Here is an 18277-nt window from a genome sequence, read left to right on the forward strand (position 1 = left end):
GTAGAGATGGCGCGAAAGGGCGGTTGACAACGGGACTCTGCGCCCGTAAAAGCCCGCATCTTCCCGCCGGGCGCCAGCGTCCCGGTCAATCCGGAAAAGAGACAATGTACGGCAAGACCTATTCGGCAAAGGCCGCCGAAATCGAGAAGAAATGGTTATTGATCGACGCCAAGGGGCTGGTCGTCGGCCGCCTTGCCTCGATCATCGCGCTGCGCCTGCGCGGCAAGCACAAGGCGACCTTCACGCCTCACATGGACGATGGCGACAACATCATCGTCATCAATGCGGACAAGGTGGTTTTCACCGGCCGCAAGCGCGACCAGAAGGTCTATCACCATCACACCGGCTTCCCGGGCGGCATCAAGGAGCGTTCGGCCAAGTTCATTCTCGACGGCCGGTTCCCTGAGCGCATCGTCGAGAAGGCGGTGCAGCGCATGCTGCCGCGCGGTCCGCTCGGCGCGAAGCAACTCGGCAATCTGCGCGTCTACAAGGGCGCCGAACATCCCCACGCGGCCCAGAACCCTGTCGTTCTCGACGTCGCCGCCATGAACTCCAAGAATTCGCGGAACGACTGACCATGGCCGAAACCATTTCTTCCCTCCAGGACCTCAAAAGCGCGACTGCCGCCCCGGCGCCGGAAGCCCCCGTCCACGTCCAGAAGCTTGACAAGCTCGGTCGCGCCTATGCGACCGGCAAGCGCAAGAACGCCGTCGCTCGCGTCTGGATCAAGCCCGGCGCCGGCAAGGTTACGGTCAACGGCCGCGAACTCGACGTCTATTTCGCCCGTCCGGTGCTGCGCATGATCGTCCAGCAGCCGCTCGGCGTCGTCCAGCGCGAAGGCCAGTATGACATCATGGTCACAGTCGCCGGCGGCGGCCTGTCCGGACAGGCCGGCGCGGTGCGGCACGGCCTTTCCAAGGCCCTGACCTATTACGAGCCGGGCCTGCGCCCGGCGCTGAAGAAGGAAGGCTTCCTCACCCGCGACTCGCGCGTGGTGGAGCGCAAGAAATACGGCAAGCGCAAAGCCCGCCGCAGCTTCCAGTTCTCGAAGCGCTGATCGTTTCGATCCTTTCGCGAAACGGCGGGCCAAAAGCCCGCCGTTTTGTTTTGTCCGTCATTATGTTGAGTTAAAGCCGTCCATCCGCCCAGGGGATTCTGCCATGACCGACGTGCCCAAAAAAATCTTCATCGACGGCGAGGCTGGCACCACCGGCTTGCAAATCCGGGAAAAACTCGCCCAGCGCGCGGATGTCGAGATCGTCTCGATCGATCCAGACAAGCGCAAGGATTCCGCCGCCAAGGCCGAAATTCTGCGCCAGGTCGATCTGACCATCCTCTGTCTGCCCGACGCTGCCGCAAGGGAAAGCGTCGCTTTGACCGATTCCCTCGGCGCCCAAGGTCCGCGCGTGCTTGACGCCTCGACCGCCCATCGCGTCGCGCCGGGCTGGACCTATGGCTTTCCGGAACTCAGCCCCGGGCAGGCGCAGGAAATCGCCGCCGCGCGGCGCGTCGCCAACCCCGGCTGCTACGCCACGGGGGCCATCGCCATTTTGCATCCGCTGGTCGAGGCGGGGCTGATTGATCCCGGCCATTATCTGGCGATCAATGCTGTCTCGGGTTATTCCGGCGGCGGCAGGCCGATGATCGAGGCTTACGAGGCGGGCCGCGCTCCGGCCTTCGAGCTTTACGCGCTCGGCCTCGAACACAAGCATGTGCCGGAGATCATGGCCTATGGGGGGGTAAGGATGCGGCCGTTGTTCGTCCCCTCGGTCGGCAACTTCCGCCAGGGCATGCTGGTCAGCCTGCCGCTATCCCTGGACGATCTCCCGACCAAGCCGCATGCCGGCGATCTCGAAGCCGTTCTGGCCGACCATTACGCCGGCCGGACCCATGTCCGGGTGGTCGCGGCGGAAGAAGACGGCAAGCTGGAACCGGAGGCGCTGAACGGCACGAACGATCTGGAAATCCGCGTCTTCGCCAATGAAACGCGCCGGCATGTCGTGGTCGTGGCGCGTCTCGACAATCTCGGCAAGGGCGCCTCTGGCGCCGCCGTGCAGAACATGGACCTGATGCTCGGGTTGTGACGCGGACGCCCCCGGACTGGCCGGGGGCTGCTGTCATTCACACGAGACTTCGCCGCCCCGGATCACGGTCAGATGATGCCGGCCCTTGCAGCCATGCGCATGATGATGGCCGGACACATAGATGATCTTGGGCCCGAGACGTTCCGGCGTGAGGGGAAGGTTGTAGATCACGCCATTGCCCGTCGGGGTGTAGCTCGCGCCGTTATAGCCGACGGGATAGGGGGGATAATCATCATAGACCGTGGTCATGGGCAGGACGATGGCCGCCCCGACTGCCGGCCAGGCGCCATACACCCCATTGTAATAGGTCCCGCCATAGCCGAGGCCGCCATAGCCGCCGCCATAATAGCCTCGGCGATAACCGGCGCCGTAATAGCGGGTGAAGGGATAGGCATAGCCGTTATAATAGCCGCGCTGCTGGCCATTGGCGCCGTAATATCCGCGGCGGTATCCATTAGCGACCGCGCGATTGCCGGCATAAAATCCGGGCCGATAGCCGGTCACGGCCGGCGCACGGACGCCGGGCGCCATGTGGGGCCGATAGACGGCGTTGGGCCGGACTCCCGTTCCGACGGGCCTCGCCGGAACCATTCCGGCGCCGTAATGAACGCCCCCCATGTGGACGCCGCCGAAATGGCCGCCCGCGAGCGCAGGCGGCGTCGCGGCCAGAAGCGCGCCTGCAAAAGCGAGGGCGCCGATTTTGAAGAATTGACCCATTTTCGCACTCCTGTCCCGAAACGAGACGGCCCCGGCGCTGACGCCCCCCAAAAAGGGAAATTTTTGGGCCGCGGCGGGGCGACCGGCAAAAGCCGGGCAAGAAGGGCGCCGCGCCGCGGTCAATCGCCAGATGGCATAACTTCGCGGCGCGCGGAAAAGTTCAAGATTTCACGCGGACATATTCGCCGGGGGCGTCGCCGAGGAGAGGAACCTTGCCGCCGCCCGGCTCGCGCGCGGGGATCTTTTCCGGGGCCTGGGCGGAGATCCATTGAAGCCAGTCCGGCCACCACGAGCCAGGATGCTCCTCGGCCTGGGCGACCCAGTTCTCGTAGGTTCCGGACGGACGCGGCCCGGTCCAGAATTGATATTTGGGCTTGGGCCCAGGCGGATTGATGACCCCCGCGATATGGCCGGAGCCCCCAAGCACATAGCGCATCTCGCCGCCGAACAGCTTGGCGCCGTTGAAGACCGAACGCGCCGGAGCGATATGGTCCTCTTTCGCCGCAAGATTGTAGACCGGGATATTGACCTTGCCGAGGTCCAGGGTGACGTCGCCCAGCACCATTTTCTTCTTGGGCAAGAGGTTATCGAGGTAGCACTTGCGCAAGTAAAAAGAATGATTGGCGCGCGGCATGCGGGTGGAATCGCCGTTCCACGCCAGCAGGTCGAAGGCCATGGGCTCGACGCCTTTCAGATAGTTGTTGACGACATAGGACCAGATCATGTCGTTCGGCCGCAGCATGTTGAAAGCGTTGGCCATGGAGCGGCTTTCGAGATAGCCGGCCATCTGCATTTCGGATTCGATATTCTTGATCCGGTCCTCATCGGCGAAAATTTTCAGATCGCCGGGGTCGGAGAAGTCGACCTGGGTGGTGAAGAAGGTCGCCGCCGCAATGCGGTCGTCGCCCGTGGCGGCCATATAGGCCAAGGTAGCGGCAGTCAGCGTGCCGCCCACGCAATAGCCGATGGAGGAGACTTGGCGTTCGCCGGTGATCTTCTCGATCTGCTCCAGCGCCGCGAAAATGCCCTCCGTCATATAGGCATAGAAATCCTTGTCGGCGTGGCGCGCGGTCGGGTTGACCCAGGAGATGCAGAACACCGTGAGACCGTTGGACACCGCCCAGCGAATGAAGCTCTTCGCCGGGTTGAGGTCGAGAATATAGAATTTGTTGATCCAGGGCGGAACGATCAGCAAGGGCCGGCGATAGACTTCCTCGGTCGCCGGCGCATATTGCAGCAGTTCGATCAGATCGTTGCGAAAGACGACCTTGCCGGGCGTCGTGGCCATGTTCACGCCGAGGACGAATTGATCGACATTGGTCTGGCGGATTTTCAGATTGCCTTCGCCCGCTTCTATGTCTTCGGCCAGCATCTTCATGCCGCGGGCGAGATTTTCCGCTTCCGCCGTCCAGGTGGTGCGCAGCAGCTCGGGATTGGTGAGGAGGAAGTTCGACGGCGACGCCGCGCCCGAAAGCTGACGCAGGTAGAACGACGCCTTGTCATGGGTGCTTTTGTCGAGGTCCGCGCTCTCGACCATGTTGTTCGCCCATGCGTCGGCGATCAGATAGGCCTGGCGCAGGAAATCGAAATAGGGATTGTCCCGCCAGTCCGGCGAGGCGAATCTTTTGTCCTTCGGGTCGGAGGCGATATAGGGCTCTTTCGTGTCGCCGGCGAGGCGTAGCAGCGTGTTCGACCACAGGCCGAGCAGGTTGCTGGAAATGCTGGTCTGGGCTTCGAGCGTGCGCTTCGGATCGGCCAGCCAATATTCGGCGACGCGGCTGAAGGTTTTGACGGCGTCGGTGATATCCTCCGAGAAGGTCGGCTTCACCTTGCCTTCCTCGACGGGCCGGATCATCGCGGCGATGGCCTTGCCGCCATGCTCCATGGCGATCGCGAAATTGTCGGCCATGCGCTCGAAATTGGGCATTGGCGCGCCACTGCTGGCGGCCGCGGGCTTTTCGGCCGGCTTTTTCGCCTGCGCGGCTGCGGGCGGCGCGGCGATGGCCTCGACCGGCAAGGCGGGCGCGGCGGATTCCTGTGGCGCGATGGGCCTTTTCGGCGCGGCGGTCCTTTTTGCCGGCGTTTTCTTGAGCGGCGCCTCATTCTCGGACGCCGCCTTCGGGCGCGGCGCGGCACCCTTGACAACACCCTTGGCAACACCCTTGGCAACGCCCTTGGCGGCGCGCTGGCGCCGCGGTTCCTCACTGGCGGTCATTTGCTTCCCCTTGGCGTTTCCTTTTATGTCAGGCGGGGTTCGCGTTTCAATGCGCTCCGTCGTCCCGTTTCCGACATAATAAGACTTTATGCGGCAGATTGAGCAATGATCCGATGGTGGCGCCTCGTTGTGATGATGCGCGCCGCACTTGACGAAAGTCCGTGGAAATGAAGGCCCTCACAGCTTCTGGCCGCCGCGCGGCGCGCGTGGCTACGGCATTGGCGCTCGCCTTTGCGGCGATCCTCTCGGCGAGCGGAGCGCGCGCGCAGCAGAACCCTTTGCGCGGCCTGACCAACGCGCTGGGCTGGACCGCGACGGCGGGCGACGGGCCGGATTTCGTCCGCGACTCCCGTCCGGATACCAAGACGATGGGCTTTTCCAATCTCACAGGCGTGGACAAGAAGCGCGTTCCGGTGAAAACGCCGGATCAGCTCAAGGCCGATCAGGCGGCGCTCATCTCCGATCGCGAAAAGGCGGACGCCCAGCGCAAGAAGCTCGAAGCCGTCAAGGTCGATCCCGTCGCGCCCACCAAGGTCGCGCCCATCGAAGACGAATAATTTTGATCGCAAGGCCGCTGACACCAGCTTCGAACGCATGCTAATCACGGCGTTTCCATGGCGTGTCGCCGGTCGGATGACGAAGCAGGGACGAAACTGATGAGCGATTTCTATCGCGTGCGGCGGCTGCCGCCCTATGTGTTCGAACAAGTCAATCGTCTGAAGGCCAAAGCCCGCGCCGCCGGCGCCGACATCATCGATCTCGGCATGGGCAATCCCGACTTGCCGACGCCACGCCACATCGTCGAAAAGCTGGTCGAGACCGCCGGCAAGCCGCGCACCGACCGCTATTCCGCCTCCAAGGGCATCGCCGGACTGCGCCGCGCCCAGGCGGCCTATTACGAGCGCCGTTTCGGCGTGAAGCTCGATCCCGAGACCCAGGTCGTCGCGACTTTGGGCTCCAAGGAAGGCTTCGCCAACATGGCCCAGGCGATCACGGCGCCGGGCGACGTGATTCTGGCGCCCAATCCATCCTATCCGATCCACGCCTTTGGCTTCCTGATGGCGGGCGGCGTGATCCGTTCTGTGCCGATCGAGCCGAACGAGGAATTTTTCCGCGCCGCCGAGCGCGCCGTCCAGCACTCCATCCCGAAGCCGATCGCGATCGTGGTGTGTTATCCCTCGAATCCGACCGCCACGGTCGCCTCGCTGGATTTCTACCGCGACCTCGTGACCTTCGCGAAGAGGCACGACATCTATATTCTTTCCGATCTCGCTTATGCCGAGGTCTATTTCGACGACAATCCGCCGCCGTCGGTGCTTCAGGTCCCCGGCGCGGTCGACGTTTGCGTCGAATTCACCTCGATGTCGAAGACCTTTTCGATGGCCGGTTGGCGTATCGGCTTCGCCGTGGGAAACGAGCGTCTGCTCGCGGCGCTGGCGCGGGTGAAGTCCTATCTCGACTACGGCGCCTTCACGCCAATTCAGGTCGCGGCGGCGACCGCGCTCAACGGCCCCGACGATTGCATCAAGGAGATGCGCGCCATTTACAGGAAAAGGCGCGACGTGATGGTCGAGAGCTTCTCGCAGGCCGGCTGGAAGATCCCGGCGCCGGCCGCCTCGATGTTCGCCTGGGTGCCTGTTCCCGAGCGGTTCCGCCCGCTCGGCAGCCTGGAGTTTTCCAAGTTGCTGATCGAGAAGGCCGACGTCGCGGTGGCGCCGGGCGTCGGCTTCGGCGAGCATGGCGACGATTACGTCCGCCTCGCCTTGGTCGAGAACGAGCAGCGTATACGCCAGGCCGCGCGCGGAATTCGCCGCTTCTTCGACGGCGCCGAAGATACGCTGCATAATGTGATCGAGGCGCGGGCGCGCGCCTGACGGCGCGGCGAAAGGCTCGGGCAAGTCTCACGTGTCCAGATCGTGACTGCGACCTTGGCGCTCCATGGCGCGGAGGCGCATGCGAACCGACCGCAGAGACGAAGCCCGTGCCGAAATTCGATTTTCATCTGACATTGAACCGTCGCGTCTGGGCGATGGCGGCGCTCGCCCTCGTCACCATGACGCTGGGCACGGGCGTGGCGCTTTTTCGATTCAACGGCGCCATGTTCGACCTGCGCCGCGCCGAACGGCGCGCCGAGGTCGAAATCGCCTCCAAATGGCTTGAGAGCGCGACGCACGGCAGGAAAGCCGACATCCGCGACGCGCTGGAGGGCTTACGGCCTGTGCGTTTTGGCGAACACGGCTATTTCTTCGTTCTCTCCGACGACGGCGTGTCCATGCTCGCGCCGACGACGCCGAAGGCCGAGGGAAAGAGCCTGCTCGCCATCCACGACAGCGCCGGCGGCCGTCCGTTCGAGGCGATGATCGCGATGGCCCGCAAGAACGGAGCCGGCTTCATCACCTATCCCTATCCAAAACCGGGATCGAACGAACCCGGCGAGAAGACCTCCTATGTGAAGGCTCTTCCCGAATTGGGCGTGATGGTCGGCTCCGGTCTATATCGCGACGACAGCTTCCATGATCTGGTCGAGATCGCCCGCGCCATCTCTTTGGCGGTTTCACCGCTGCTGATCCTGTTCGTCGCCGTCGCTTTTCTGATCGGCCGCACGATCAGCCTCCGTCTCCAGGCCCTGACCAAAGGACTCGACGCCATGGCCCGGGGAGATTTCGACATCGCCTTGCCGGGGCTGGAGCTTCGCGACGAACTGGGCGACATGGCGCGGGCCGTCGAAGCGATCAAGCAAGGCCTGCGCCGCGCGGCGCAGGAGCAGGACGCCGACGGCGCCGCGCGGCGCGAGGCCGCCGACCGCGCCCGCGGGGACGAGATGGGGGCGTTGGCGCAGAATTTCGAAACGGCGGTCGGAGGGGTCGTCGCGGGCGTCACCGCCGCCGCGCGCCTTCTGGAAAACCACGCCCGCGCGCTCGTTCAGGAGGCGCGCTATTCCGGCGATCAGGCCGACATTGGCGCGAAATCGTCCGAAATCGCCTCGCAGAACGTGCTTTCCGTCGCCTCGGCGGCCGAGGAGCTGAGCTTTTCGGTGGCCGAAATCGGCGCCAGCGCGGCCCGCTCGCGCAGCGTTTCGGAGGAAGCCGCGCGCGAGGCCGAAACCACCCGCGCCCGCATGGGCGAGCTGGTCGGCGCCATCGACCATATCGGCGGCATTGTCGCCATGATCGCCGGCATTGCCGAACAGACCAACATGCTGGCGCTTAACGCGACGATCGAGGCGGCGCGCGCGGGCGAGCAGGGGCGGGGCTTCGCCGTCGTGGCCCAGGAGGTCAAATCGCTCGCCGAGCAGACGGCTCGCGCCACTTCCGACGTGGCCGACCGGATCGCCCAGATTCAGCGCGCCTCGCAGGAGGCCAGCGCCTGCATCGGGAGCATGGCCGGGGCGACTCACGAGGTCAGTTCGATCGCGTCGAACATTGCGAATTCGGTCGGCTCGCAGGGCGACGCGACCCGCGAGATTGCGCGCAATGTCCAGGACGCTTCGAATCGCACCAAGGAACTCGCCCAGGTCATCGAAGAGGTGCGCTTGGCCTCGCGCCAGTCGGGCGATTCCGCCGAGCAGGTGCTGCAATCCGTCACCGATCTCACCCGCCAGACCGACGCCCTGCGCCGCGAATGCGACTCGTTCCTGGCGCGGGTTCGCGCGGCCTGACGGAAGCAGCGGAAGCGGAAGCGCGACCAATTTCAGGTCGCGCGTTTTTGGTTTTTCGGCGACATTTGCGGTTGGAATTTCGCGCCGGAGGCGCCCGCGATGCCTGCTCCGAAAAATCTCGCCAAGGTCGAGGGCCTGCTGCTCGATCTCGACGGCGTGGTCCATGTCCGCGACAAGCCCGTGCCCGGCTCGCTTGAGGCCATCGGCCGCCTGCGCGCCGCCAAAATCCCGTTCCGCTTCGTCACCAACACCACGCGCCGCCCGCGCCGCAAGATCGTCGAGGGCCTTTTCGCCCTCGGCCTCGTCGTGGCGGAAGACGAGCTTTTCACTCCGGCCAGCCTTACGCGCGACCTGCTTGGCAAGCGGGGCCGCGCGCCGCTTCTCGTCATCCATCCCGATCTGCGCGAAGATTTCGTCGGGGTCGCGGAGGGCGCCGACGCTGTGGTGATTGGCGACGCGGGCGAAAATTTCACCTATGACGCGCTCAACGGCGCATTTCGCGCGCTCAGTCACGGCGCGGAATTTTTCGCGCTCGCGCGCAACCGCAATTTCCTCGACGCCGACGGCGAATTGAGCCTCGACGTCGGCGGCTTCGTCGCTGCGCTGGAATACGCTTCCGCGCGCGAGGCGACGGTGATCGGCAAGCCGTCGCGGGAATTCTTTCACGCCGCCGTCGAGGCCCTGAACGTTCCGGAGCGGAATGTGTTGATGGTCGGGGACGACGCCGAGGCCGATGTCGGCGGCGCCATGGCGGCCGGCCTGCTCGGCGTCCTGGTGAAGACGGGAAAATACCGCGCCGGGCAGGAGAAAGGTCTCTTTACGCCGCCAACGCTCATCGCCGACGATCTCGCCGCGATCGTCGAGCTTCTGCTCGAGGAATAGCTCATGAGCATGGAGGGACCGACCATGGCGCCAGGGAAACCATGGATCGTTTCGGCGCCGCTGTTGCCGGCGGCGGCTTCAGAAACCTAAATCGTCCGGAGGCTGACGCCTTCCGGCGTCGCCTCGATCTTGCGGTAGAAGCATGACTTGCGTCCGGTGTGGCAGGCCTTGCCGTCGCCGCCTGCCTCGACCCGCAAAAGCAGCGCGTCCTGGTCGCAATCGGCGCGGATTTCGACCACTTTCTGGACCTGCCCCGAGGTGTCGCCCTTGCGCCAGAGTTCATTGCGGGAACGCGACCAATAATGGGCGACCCCGGTCTCGAGCGTCTTTTCCAGCGCCAGCGCGTTCATATAGGCCAGCATAAGGATTTCGCCGGTCGCAGCCTCGACCGTCACGCAGACGATGAGTCCGTGAGCGTCGAATTTCGGCGTGAAGGCCGCGCCTTCTTCGAGGATTTTCTTGTCGGCGGAGGGTGGGGGGAAGGGCATGGTTTTCGTTCGCGAAAGATGATTTTACCCCCTCTCCCGCTTGCGGGGAGAGGGGGCAGGGCGGTGCTTCAACGGCCGCGCACGAGGCTCAGGAAGCGGGCCTGTTCGGCGGGGTCGGTCTTGAAGGGGCCCGAGAACTGCATGGTGACGGTGAGCGCGCCGGGCTTGCGCACGCCGCGCATCGACATGCACATATGCTCGGCCTCGACCAGCACCGCCGCGCCGCGCGAATGGAGGCGCGCATCGAGGGCCGCCAGAATCTGCGCGGTCATCGCCTCCTGGGTCTGGAGGCGGCGGGCATAGACGTCCACCAGCCGGCCGAGCTTGGACAGCCCGAACACGCCGCCGTCCGGGTAATAGGCGATATGGGCTTTGCCGAAGAAGGGCGCCATATGGTGCTCGCAATGCGAGAAGAACGGGATGTCCCGCACCAGCACCATTTCCCCATAGCCCTCGACCTCCTCGAATACGGTGTCGAGAATGGGGCTGGGGTCCTGTTTGTAGCCGGCGAAAATTTCCTCATAGGCCTTGACGACGCGCGCAGGGGTGTCGCGCAGCCCTTCGCGGTCGGGATTGTCGCCGGCCCAGGCCAGCAGTGTTTTGACCGCGGCTTCCGCCTCTTCCCGGCTCGGACGCAGGAGCGTTTCTGCTTTGGGGGCCTTGGCCTTGATTGTCTTTACGCCCTCTTCGGGAGCCCGGGAGCGCGACTTGGCGGCGGCGCGGCGGCGCGGCCGGGCCAAAGCGGAGTGCACCAGATCGTCCAACAAACATCTCCCATGCGAGGGGACGGCAAGGCGAGCCTGCCGCGTCAGAAAAAACTCAGCGCGGCTTTCGGCGCCGCGGGCATCCGCGAGAGTCCGAAGATATGCGGCGCATTGAATAATATAGAACTTGGCCCGGCCATTTCCAGCGCTCTTATGAAATCCGCTTCGTGGCTTTTTTCAGCCAGGCGCGTTCGGCGGGATCGAGGAAAGGCGACAAGGCCGCGCGCACCCGTGCGTGATAGGCGTTGAGCCAGGCTTTTTCCTCGTTGGTCAGGAGCTTGGGCTCGACCAGGCGCAGGTCAATCGGGACGAGGGTCAGGGTTTCGAAACCGAGCATCTCGCGCTCGGCCCCGGCTATATTGCGCTTTTCGACCGCAACGAGATTTTCGATGCGGATGCCGAAGGCGCCTTCGCGATAATAGCCCGGCTCGTTGGAGAGGATCATGCCCGGCTCAAGCGCCGCGCCGCCGAGCTTGGAAATGCGCTGCGGCCCCTCATGCACCGAGAGATAGGAGCCGACGCCATGGCCCGTGCCGTGGTCGAAGTCGAGCCCGGCTTCCCATAGCGGACGGCGGGCGAAGGCGTCGATCTGCGCGCCGCTGGTCCCCTCGGGAAAGATTGCGCGGGCGATGGCGATATGGCCTTTGAGCACCAGTGTGTTGGCGCGCGACGCCGCTTTGCTGGCGCGCCCGACCGCAAGCGTCCGGGTGACGTCGGTGGTGCCGTCTGGATATTGCGCGCCGGAATCGACCAGATAGACGCCCTTGCCAATGCGGGCGTTGGATTTTTCGGTGACGCGGTAATGTGGCAACGCGGCATGGGAGCCGGCGGCGGAGATGGTGGGGAAGGAAATGTCGCGCAATTCCCCGCTTTCGCGCCGGAAAGTCTCCAGAGCCTGCGCCGCCGCGATTTCGGTCAGCCGGCCCCTCGGCGCCGTCTTGTCGAACCAGCATAAGAATCGCGCCATGGCGACCCCGTCGCGCAGATGGGCGGCCCGGGCGCCGGCGAGTTCCGCCGCGTTCTTGCGCGCCTTCATCAACGCGATGGGGTCGTTCCCGATTTCGGCCTGTCCGCCGGCTTCGGTGAAAAGACGGGCGAGGCGTTCCGGCGCGGTCCCGGCGTCGAACAGGACTTTCTGCTTTTTGGCCCCGAGTTCTTTCAGCGCGTCGGGCAAAAAGTCGGGTGGCGACAGATGCGCCAGCTTTCCGAGCGCATTGGCCGTTCGGCTGTTGAGCTTTTCTGGATCAAGAAAGAGGCGCGGCTTGCCCCGGCGCGGAATCAGCGCATAGCCGAGCGCGATGGGCGTATGGGCGACATCGCCGCCGCGCAGGTTGAACGCCCAGGCGAGCGCATGCGGGTCGCTGACGAGCAGCGCGTCGGCGCTCAGCATTTCGGCGACGCGCTTCAGCTTCTTCGCGGCGGCCTCGCCGGCGTGTTTTTGCGGATGGAGGACGACGCGGCCGCGCGGTGGCGTGGGGCGATCCTCCCACAACAAATCGAGCGGGTTTTCCTCAACCGCGACGAGCCTGGCCTCGGCCTTTTTCGCCGCCGTTTCGAAACGGGCGATCTGTCCATTGGTGTGAAGCCAGGGGTCGTAGCCGATCCGCGCGCCTTTCTTGGCGTTTTTCGCCAGCCATTCGCTCGGCGGTGTTTCGCCGAGCGGGACGAGCGCGAAAGCTTTCGCGTCCACCTGTTCGCGCGCCTGGATCGTATAGCGGCCATCGACGAACATAGCGGCCTTGTCGGCGAGAACGATGGCGAAGCCGGCGCTGCCGGTAAAGCCGGTCAGCCACGCCAGCCGCTCCTCGCAGGGCGCGACATATTCGTTCTGATGGGCGTCGGCGCGCGGGATGAGAAAGCCATCGAGCTTCATCGCCTTCAACCGCGCGCGCAACATCTTCAGGCGGGGCGCGCCGAGCGAGGGGTCGGCGGCTTCCTCGTAGGTCTGGAAATGGGAGTCGAACATTTTTTCAGCCTAACAAATTTCTGGCGAAAGGCGAATGAAAGCGGCAAAGCTGTCAATGCCGAACGGTTTGTCGATAAGCAAAGATTTGGCCAATGCGCTTTCAGGTTCGTCACGAGACCCATTATTCCTATTCGACGCCGGTCGCCCTCGCACCCCATATTCTTCGACTCTCGCCGAGGCCGGAGGACGTCGCTGTTCGGAGGCAAGGGCTCCACATCGAGCCGGGCCCGGTCCAGCGTGACAATTTCCGTGATCCGTTCGGCAACCCGGTCACGCAGGTCGCCTTCGCGGGAACGACCCGTGATTTCATCATCGTCAGCGAATTCGAGGTCGAAACCTTCTCGGTCCCGGCGCCGGGCGCGCTGCTTTCGCCCTTGCCATGGGGGGCGGCGGAGGATGGTTTTCAGATCTATCGCGACGGCGGCGTCCATCCGAGCGTTCGCGCCTTCGCAGCGGAAATCTCCGCCCGGCAGGGCGGCTGGGCTCTCGGCTTTCTCGACGATCTCACGCAGACCCTCTTCGCCCGCACCGACCGGCGCATCCGGATCGACGGCTATGCCCAGTCGCCGGAAGAAACGCTCCTGAAGGCCGAGGGCGCCTGCCGCGATCTTTCGCTGTTGTTCATCGCCGCCGCGCGCAGCCTCGGGTTGCCCGCGCGTTTCGTTAGCGGCTACCAGGCCGAGGCGGATACGCCCGATGGCCAGCGCCATCTCCACGCCTGGCCGGAAGTGTTTTTGCCGGGTGTGGGGTGGCGGGGCTACGATCCGACCCACGGCCTGCCGGTGAGCGACGGCCATGTCGCGCTCTGCGCCGCGCCGGATCAAATGGCGACCATGCCGGTCGAGGGCGGCTATTATTTCGATGGGACGGAAGTGACCTCGACCCTGACTTACAACGTGCGGATCGCGACTCAATCCTGAACAGGTTTCGGCGCGGCGCCGGAACGGCGCAGCAACAGGGTCGCCCAGCCTTCGAGGTCGCGCCGCCGCCACAGGGAAAAGCCCTGCGCGCGATAAGCGGACAGCACGCCGGGCACGTCGCGCGCCAGCAAGCCGGACAGCACGATCTCGGCGTCGGGCGCGGCGATGCGGGCAAGCGACGGCGCGAGGCGGCGCAGGGGCCTGGCCAGAATATTGGCGAGGATCAGATCGTAATGCCCGGGCCGGTCGAGCGCGGGATGGTCCACGCCTTTGGCGACGACCGGGCGAACCCAGGGGCCGGCGCCGTTGAGCAAAGCGTTGCCGCGCGCCGCCGCGACCGCGCCGCCGTCGATGTCGCCCGCCGCCACTTTTTCGCGCAACGCTCGGGCCAGCGCCATGGCGAGGACGCCGGTGCCGCAGCCGACGTCGATCGCGGCGCCGGGACGCCGGCGCTTGAGAATGTCGTCGATGAACAGCAGGCAGCCGCGCGTCGTGCCGTGATGGCCGGTGCCAAACGCCAGCGCCGCCTCGATCTCCAGCCCGATGTCGTTGGCCCTGACGCGCGCCCGGTCATGGGAGCCATGGACCAGGAAGCGCCCGGCGCGCACGGCGGAAAGGCCTTCGAGCGAGGCCGCCACCCAATCCTTCTGCTCGACCCGGCCGAATTCGACCCGTTGCGCCAATTCTTCGCCGACGGCCGCCGCGACCAGAGCGCGGACATTTTCTTCGTCAGGCGCATGGCCGAAATAGACTTCGACCACCCACGGCGTAGCGGCCCAGCTCTCGGTCGAGGATTTTTCCTCGAAGGCGGCGGCGGCGGTTTCGGCGGGGTCGAAGGTTTCGACCACGAGATCGGCGACGGAGCGCGCCTGGTCCTCGCCGCAGCGCAGGCGCATGAGGAAAGCGGCGTTGTTGGGGGGCAAACCTTCGAGCATGGCGCTTGGGCAAGACGGGATCCGTCGGCGCGCCGACAGTTTCTCGCCTCCTATCATGCGGCGGAGGGGAAGTCGATGTGCGAGGCGCCGTCACGCCACGTTGTGCAGGCCGCCGTCCACATAGATCGTGTCGCCGGTGATGCCGGAGGCCGCGCCGCCGACCAGAAAGGCCACGACGCGGCCGACCTCCGCGATATCGACCAGACGATGGGTGGGGCTGCGCTTCACCGCCATGTCGATCAGCTCGTCGAATTCGGCGATGCCGCTGGCCGCGCGGGTCTTCAAGGGACCGGGCGACACGGCGTAGACGCGGATGTTCTTGTCGCCGAGTTCGGCGGCAAGATAGCGGGTCGTCGCTTGCAGGGCGGCCTTGACCGGACCCATGACATTGTAATGGTTCACGACTTTGTCGGCGCCGTAATAGCTCATGGTCATCAGGGCGCCGCCCCGGGTCATCAGCGGTTCGGCGAGGCGCGCCATTTCGATGAAGGAATAGCACGACACCTGCATGGCCTGGGTGAAGCCGTCGATCGAGCAATCGATCACGCGGCCGTGGAGATCCTGGCGCGGGGCGAAGGCGATCGAATGGATGACGAAATCGAGCTGTCCCCATTGTCTGCCGATCTCCTCGAACAAAGCCGTCATCTCGCCGGGCTTCCGCACGTCGAGCGGGAGCAGCATGCTCGCCTCGATCTGCTCGGCCAGCGGCTGGACATAGGGTCTGGCCTGCTCGTTGAGATAGGTCAGCGCCAGTTCGGCGCCGAAGCCGCGCAATTTGGTGGCGCAGCCGTAGGCGATGGAGTTTTCGTTGCTGACGCCGACGACGAGGCCGCGTTTGCCCTTCAGCATTTCCCCGATTTTCAGTTCCGGGTCCCAGACCTTGGGCAGGGGAACGATCTTGAGGGCCTGTTCGTCCATTTTTCCCTCCGTTCCCGGCGCCGCCGAGGAAATCATGCCGCGGAATAAGTGAAGAAGCCGCGTCCGGTCTTGCGGCCGAGATAGCCGGCGTCGCACATCTGCTTGAGCAGGGGGCTCGGGCGGAATTTGGGATCGTTGAAGCCGGCGTAGAGCGTCTCCATCACGTCGAGCACGATGTCGAGGCCGATCAGGTCGCCGAGCGACAGCGGACCCATGGGATGAGCGGCGCCGAGCTTCATCATCGCGTCCACGTCTTCCGCGCTGGCGATATTTTCATAGACGCAATTGATCGCCTCGTTGATCATCGGGATCAGCACGCGATTGACCACGAAGCCATAAGAGTCGCGGGCGACGCGCGCGTCCTTGCCGATCGCCCCGCACAATGCGGTGACGGCGGCCGCGACCTCGTCGCTGGTCTGCAAGGCGCGGATGATCTCGACGAGCGGCATCATCGGCACGGGATTGAAGAAATGCATGCCGATCACCCGCGGCGGGATTTTCGTCGCCGCCGCGATCTTGGTGAGCGAGATCGACGAGGTGTTGGAGGCGAGGATCGCGTCCTGGCGACAGACGCGGTCGAGTTCGGCGAAGATCGCCTTTTTCACCTCGAATTTCTCGACGATCGCCTCGACGACGAGGTCGCAATCGGCGAAATCCTCGATTGCCAGCGTCATCCGGATGCGGGCGAGCGCCGCCTCGGCGGCGGCGGCTTCCAGCTTGTTCTTGGAAACGAGCCGGTCCAGGCTGCGACGCACCGCCGATTTGGCGTGGTCGAGCGCGCCTTGGGCGATATCGCGCACCACGACGTCGAAGCCGGAGACGGCGAAAGCCTGGGCGATCCCGGAGCCCATCGTGCCGGCGCCGACGACGCCGATTTTCTGAATTTTCATGGTCATGGCAGCCTCGCTTGTCAGCGCGCGGAAAGTCCCGCGCGTTCGCCCGTCCCGGGCGGCCGGAATCCTTGCCGGCGGGGTCGTTCTTACATCGGCTTTGGCGCGGACGACAGCTTGCGGACCGCGCGCCCGCGCGGTTCAGCCGGCGAAGGCCATTTCCGGCACATAGTCCGGAACGCCGAGCCTGGCGCTGGTCGCGGCGACGATTTGCCCCACCTCGACCCCCGGCGCGCGCTCCAGCAGGATCAGTCCCAGATCGGTCGGCTCGATCACCGCCATATCGGTGACGATGAGGGTGACGCGCCGGGTCGAGGTCAGCGGCAGCTTGCATTCGGGCACGATTTTCGGGCGGCCCTTGGCGGTGTGCTGCATGGCGACGATCACCCGGCGCGCGCCGGAGACGAGGTCCATGGCGCCGCCCATGCCGGGAACCATCTTGCCCGGCACGACCCAGTTGGCGAGATGGCCGTGCTCGTCCACTTCGAGGCCTCCGAGCACGGTGGCGTCGAGATGGCCGCCGCGGATGAGGCCGAAGGAAAAGGTGCTGTCGACCGTCGCGGCGCCCGGCACGGCGGTGGTGAAAATGCCGCCGGCGTCGGTCAGTTCCTCGTCCTCCATGCCTTCCGGCGGGCGGGAGCCCATGCCGACGATGCCGTTTTCCGACTGGAACAGAATTCCGGCGTTGGGATCGATATATTGCGCCACCCCGGTCGGCAGGCCGATGCCGAGATTGACGAGCGTCCCGGGATGGAGTTCGCGCGCCACCCGTCGCTGGATGATTTCATCGGGGGTCATGGGGCAGCTCCCTGCGAATGAGATAATCGACCAGCACGCCGGGGGTGTTGACGTTATCGGGCGAGATTATGCCGACCGGGACGATTTCACGCGATTCGCAGATCACGGTCTTCGCCGCCGTCGCCATGACCGGATTGAAATTGGTCGCGGTGAGCTGATAGACGAGATTGCCGTTGTAATCGGCGCGATCGGCATGGAGCAAAGCGAAATCGGCGCGCAGTGGCGGGGCGTAGAGCCATTCCTCGCCGTCTATGTCGATCACTTTCTGGTCTTTCGCGGCGATGGTGCCGAGCGCGGTCTTGGTGAGCACGCCCCCGAGGCCGAAGCCCGCGGCGCGGATTCGTTCGGCGAGCGTGCCCTGCGGAACGAGTTCGACTTCGATCGAGCCGTCGAGCATGCCAGTCTGGACTTCGGGATTGAGACCGATATGGGAGGCGATGATCTTGCGCACGGCGCGCTCGTGGATCAGGCGGCCAATGCCGTAATTGGCGCGGCCGGCGTCATTGCCGATGATCGTGAGGTCCTTGCGCCCCGCCTCCGCCAAGGCCTGGATGACGCGGTGAGGGCTGCCGACGCCCATGAACCCGCCAATCATCAGACTGGCGCCGTCGGGGATCATTTCAGCGGCTTCGTGCGGCGACAAGGCCTTTTTCATCAGCCGTTCCTTCTCCGATGCGACGCGCCCTCCTGGTCGGGCGGAAACGCGGCGCAATGAAAGCATAATTAAGCAGGCTTTTCGACAGCCCCATGACGACTCTTCCGGCCTGTTCGCCGCGCCCGGGGCGCGGCATTTGAGTGGGCGATACACGCATAAAGTGTTGTCATGCAATGAAACAACCGGTGATTGAAATGTTGTTTACCTCGCGCGGTTAATGTCCGCGAGCGTGCCGCCGTCGTGGTGCAAGGCGGTCCGTTCCGGTTGAGGTGCAGCGTTGACGTCAGTTTCAGCCCCATCGCGTTCCGCGAATATGGATCCGGCGTCGTCACCGCGCATTGGGAGAGGCTTCGCCGACGGAACGCTGCTTCTCGACGCCGCACCAGC

At 64.9% G+C, this 18277-nt stretch carries 18 protein-coding genes; 8 read left to right on the forward strand and 10 right to left on the reverse strand.

All coding sequences use genetic code 11. From position 1 onward, the window contains the following. Window positions 1-104 precede the first annotated feature (104 nt). The 3 genes from rplM (at window position 105) to argC (ending at window position 2084) form a co-directional block, all read left to right on the forward strand. Window positions 105-575, forward strand: a complete 471-nt coding sequence (rplM, locus tag K2U94_RS09570) for a 50S ribosomal protein L13 (RefSeq protein ID WP_243066989.1) — start codon at window positions 105-107, stop codon at window positions 573-575. A 2-nt stretch (window positions 576-577) separates the two neighbouring features. Then, window positions 578-1057: a 30S ribosomal protein S9 gene (gene rpsI, locus K2U94_RS09575; protein WP_243066990.1), complete on the forward strand. Its 480-nt coding sequence runs from the start codon at window positions 578-580 to the stop codon at window positions 1055-1057. A gap of 103 nt (window positions 1058-1160) precedes the next feature. Next, window positions 1161-2084 (forward strand): N-acetyl-gamma-glutamyl-phosphate reductase, encoded by a 924-nt coding sequence (gene argC, locus K2U94_RS09580; protein WP_243066991.1) that lies wholly within the window; start codon window positions 1161-1163, stop codon window positions 2082-2084. 33 nt (window positions 2085-2117) lie between these two features. Here the strand turns inward: argC and K2U94_RS09585 are convergent, their stop codons facing one another. Together K2U94_RS09585 and phaC are read right to left on the reverse strand one after the other, a co-directional pair. After that, window positions 2118-2801: a hypothetical protein gene (locus tag K2U94_RS09585; protein ID WP_243066992.1), complete on the reverse strand. Its 684-nt coding sequence runs from the start codon at window positions 2799-2801 to the stop codon at window positions 2118-2120. A 160-nt stretch (window positions 2802-2961) separates the two neighbouring features. After that, window positions 2962-5016, reverse strand: a complete 2055-nt coding sequence (gene phaC / locus K2U94_RS09590) for a class I poly(R)-hydroxyalkanoic acid synthase (RefSeq protein ID WP_243066993.1) — start codon at window positions 5014-5016, stop codon at window positions 2962-2964. A 167-nt stretch (window positions 5017-5183) separates the two neighbouring features. Between phaC and K2U94_RS09595 the strand changes: the two genes are divergently transcribed. The 4 genes from K2U94_RS09595 (at window position 5184) to K2U94_RS09610 (ending at window position 9556) form a co-directional block, all read left to right on the forward strand. Then, window positions 5184-5573, forward strand: a complete 390-nt coding sequence (locus K2U94_RS09595) for a hypothetical protein (protein ID WP_243066994.1) — start codon at window positions 5184-5186, stop codon at window positions 5571-5573. Window positions 5574-5672: 99 nt separating this feature from the next. Continuing rightward, entirely contained in the window at window positions 5673-6890 is a 1218-nt protein-coding gene (locus K2U94_RS09600) for an LL-diaminopimelate aminotransferase (RefSeq protein WP_243066995.1), read from the forward strand. A gap of 107 nt (window positions 6891-6997) precedes the next feature. Then, window positions 6998-8674 carry a methyl-accepting chemotaxis protein gene (locus K2U94_RS09605; RefSeq protein WP_243066996.1) on the forward strand — a complete coding sequence of 559 codons (1677 nt, stop codon included), beginning with the start codon at window positions 6998-7000 and terminating at the stop codon, window positions 8672-8674. 99 nt (window positions 8675-8773) lie between these two features. Next, on the forward strand, window positions 8774-9556 hold the full coding sequence (locus K2U94_RS09610) for a TIGR01458 family HAD-type hydrolase (protein ID WP_243066997.1): 783 nt from the start codon (window positions 8774-8776) through the stop codon (window positions 9554-9556). Between the two features lie 86 nt (window positions 9557-9642). On the opposite strand, the gene hisI is transcribed toward K2U94_RS09610, so the two are convergent. From hisI to K2U94_RS09625, 3 genes are all read right to left on the reverse strand, one after another. Continuing rightward, a complete protein-coding gene (hisI, locus tag K2U94_RS09615) occupies window positions 9643-10044 on the reverse strand; it encodes a phosphoribosyl-AMP cyclohydrolase (RefSeq protein ID WP_243066998.1) in 402 nt (133 codons plus the stop codon). Between the two features lie 68 nt (window positions 10045-10112). Beyond that, window positions 10113-10715: a GTP cyclohydrolase I FolE gene (gene folE / locus K2U94_RS09620; protein ID WP_243068842.1), complete on the reverse strand. Its 603-nt coding sequence runs from the start codon at window positions 10713-10715 to the stop codon at window positions 10113-10115. Window positions 10716-10959: 244 nt separating this feature from the next. After that, window positions 10960-12774: an aminopeptidase P family protein gene (locus K2U94_RS09625; RefSeq protein ID WP_243066999.1), complete on the reverse strand. Its 1815-nt coding sequence runs from the start codon at window positions 12772-12774 to the stop codon at window positions 10960-10962. 92 nt (window positions 12775-12866) lie between these two features. Between K2U94_RS09625 and K2U94_RS09630 the strand changes: the two genes are divergently transcribed. Then, window positions 12867-13694, forward strand: coding sequence for a transglutaminase family protein (locus K2U94_RS09630; protein WP_243067000.1), 828 nt, complete (start codon window positions 12867-12869; stop codon window positions 13692-13694). On the opposite strand, the gene K2U94_RS09635 is transcribed toward K2U94_RS09630, so the two are convergent. From K2U94_RS09635 to K2U94_RS09655, 5 genes are all read right to left on the reverse strand, one after another. Then, window positions 13685-14629 carry a 50S ribosomal protein L11 methyltransferase gene (locus K2U94_RS09635; RefSeq protein ID WP_243067001.1) on the reverse strand — a complete coding sequence of 315 codons (945 nt, stop codon included), beginning with the start codon at window positions 14627-14629 and terminating at the stop codon, window positions 13685-13687. The two genes, K2U94_RS09630 and K2U94_RS09635, sit on opposite strands and share 10 nt — an antisense overlap. A gap of 90 nt (window positions 14630-14719) precedes the next feature. Further along, a complete protein-coding gene (gene fabI, locus K2U94_RS09640) occupies window positions 14720-15547 on the reverse strand; it encodes an enoyl-ACP reductase FabI (protein ID WP_243067002.1) in 828 nt (275 codons plus the stop codon). A gap of 32 nt (window positions 15548-15579) precedes the next feature. Next, the gene (locus K2U94_RS09645) at window positions 15580-16443 is read right to left on the reverse strand and encodes a 3-hydroxybutyryl-CoA dehydrogenase (protein ID WP_243067003.1); all 864 of its coding nucleotides are present in this window, start codon (window positions 16441-16443) and stop codon (window positions 15580-15582) included. 135 nt (window positions 16444-16578) lie between these two features. Beyond that, on the reverse strand, window positions 16579-17235 hold the full coding sequence (locus K2U94_RS09650) for a 3-oxoacid CoA-transferase subunit B (RefSeq protein ID WP_243067004.1): 657 nt from the start codon (window positions 17233-17235) through the stop codon (window positions 16579-16581). Then, the gene (locus K2U94_RS09655) at window positions 17222-17890 is read right to left on the reverse strand and encodes a CoA transferase subunit A (RefSeq protein ID WP_243067005.1); all 669 of its coding nucleotides are present in this window, start codon (window positions 17888-17890) and stop codon (window positions 17222-17224) included. Before K2U94_RS09655 ends, K2U94_RS09650 begins: the two co-directional genes overlap by 14 nt. Between the last annotated feature and the right edge of the window lie 387 nt (window positions 17891-18277).

The sequence above is a fragment of the Candidatus Rhodoblastus alkanivorans genome, from assembly GCF_022760755.1.
GTDB lineage: Bacteria > Pseudomonadota > Alphaproteobacteria > Rhizobiales > Beijerinckiaceae > Rhodoblastus > Rhodoblastus alkanivorans.

What these genes read in the sequence shown, in the direction of transcription:
- K2U94_RS09610 (WP_243066997.1), top strand. Translation starts at nt 8,774, where the DNA reads ATGCCTGCTCCGAAAAATCTCGCCAAGGTCGAGGGCCTGCTGCTCGAT.
- K2U94_RS09655 (WP_243067005.1), bottom strand. Translation starts at nt 17,890, where the DNA reads ATGAAAAAGGCCTTGTCGCCGCACGAAGCCGCTGAAATGATCCCCGAC.
- K2U94_RS09595 (WP_243066994.1), top strand. Translation starts at nt 5,184, where the DNA reads ATGAAGGCCCTCACAGCTTCTGGCCGCCGCGCGGCGCGCGTGGCTACG.
- K2U94_RS09650 (WP_243067004.1), bottom strand. Translation starts at nt 17,235, where the DNA reads ATGACCCCCGATGAAATCATCCAGCGACGGGTGGCGCGCGAACTCCAT.
- K2U94_RS09630 (WP_243067000.1), top strand. Translation starts at nt 12,867, where the DNA reads ATGCGCTTTCAGGTTCGTCACGAGACCCATTATTCCTATTCGACGCCG.
- hisI (WP_243066998.1), bottom strand. Translation starts at nt 10,044, where the DNA reads ATGCCCTTCCCCCCACCCTCCGCCGACAAGAAAATCCTCGAAGAAGGC.
- K2U94_RS09635 (WP_243067001.1), bottom strand. Translation starts at nt 14,629, where the DNA reads ATGCTCGAAGGTTTGCCCCCCAACAACGCCGCTTTCCTCATGCGCCTG.
- argC (WP_243066991.1), top strand. Translation starts at nt 1,161, where the DNA reads ATGACCGACGTGCCCAAAAAAATCTTCATCGACGGCGAGGCTGGCACC.
- K2U94_RS09625 (WP_243066999.1), bottom strand. Translation starts at nt 12,774, where the DNA reads ATGTTCGACTCCCATTTCCAGACCTACGAGGAAGCCGCCGACCCCTCG.
- rpsI (WP_243066990.1), top strand. Translation starts at nt 578, where the DNA reads ATGGCCGAAACCATTTCTTCCCTCCAGGACCTCAAAAGCGCGACTGCC.
- K2U94_RS09645 (WP_243067003.1), bottom strand. Translation starts at nt 16,443, where the DNA reads ATGACCATGAAAATTCAGAAAATCGGCGTCGTCGGCGCCGGCACGATG.
- K2U94_RS09585 (WP_243066992.1), bottom strand. Translation starts at nt 2,801, where the DNA reads ATGGGTCAATTCTTCAAAATCGGCGCCCTCGCTTTTGCAGGCGCGCTT.
- K2U94_RS09600 (WP_243066995.1), top strand. Translation starts at nt 5,673, where the DNA reads ATGAGCGATTTCTATCGCGTGCGGCGGCTGCCGCCCTATGTGTTCGAA.
- phaC (WP_243066993.1), bottom strand. Translation starts at nt 5,016, where the DNA reads ATGACCGCCAGTGAGGAACCGCGGCGCCAGCGCGCCGCCAAGGGCGTT.
- rplM (WP_243066989.1), top strand. Translation starts at nt 105, where the DNA reads ATGTACGGCAAGACCTATTCGGCAAAGGCCGCCGAAATCGAGAAGAAA.
- fabI (WP_243067002.1), bottom strand. Translation starts at nt 15,547, where the DNA reads ATGGACGAACAGGCCCTCAAGATCGTTCCCCTGCCCAAGGTCTGGGAC.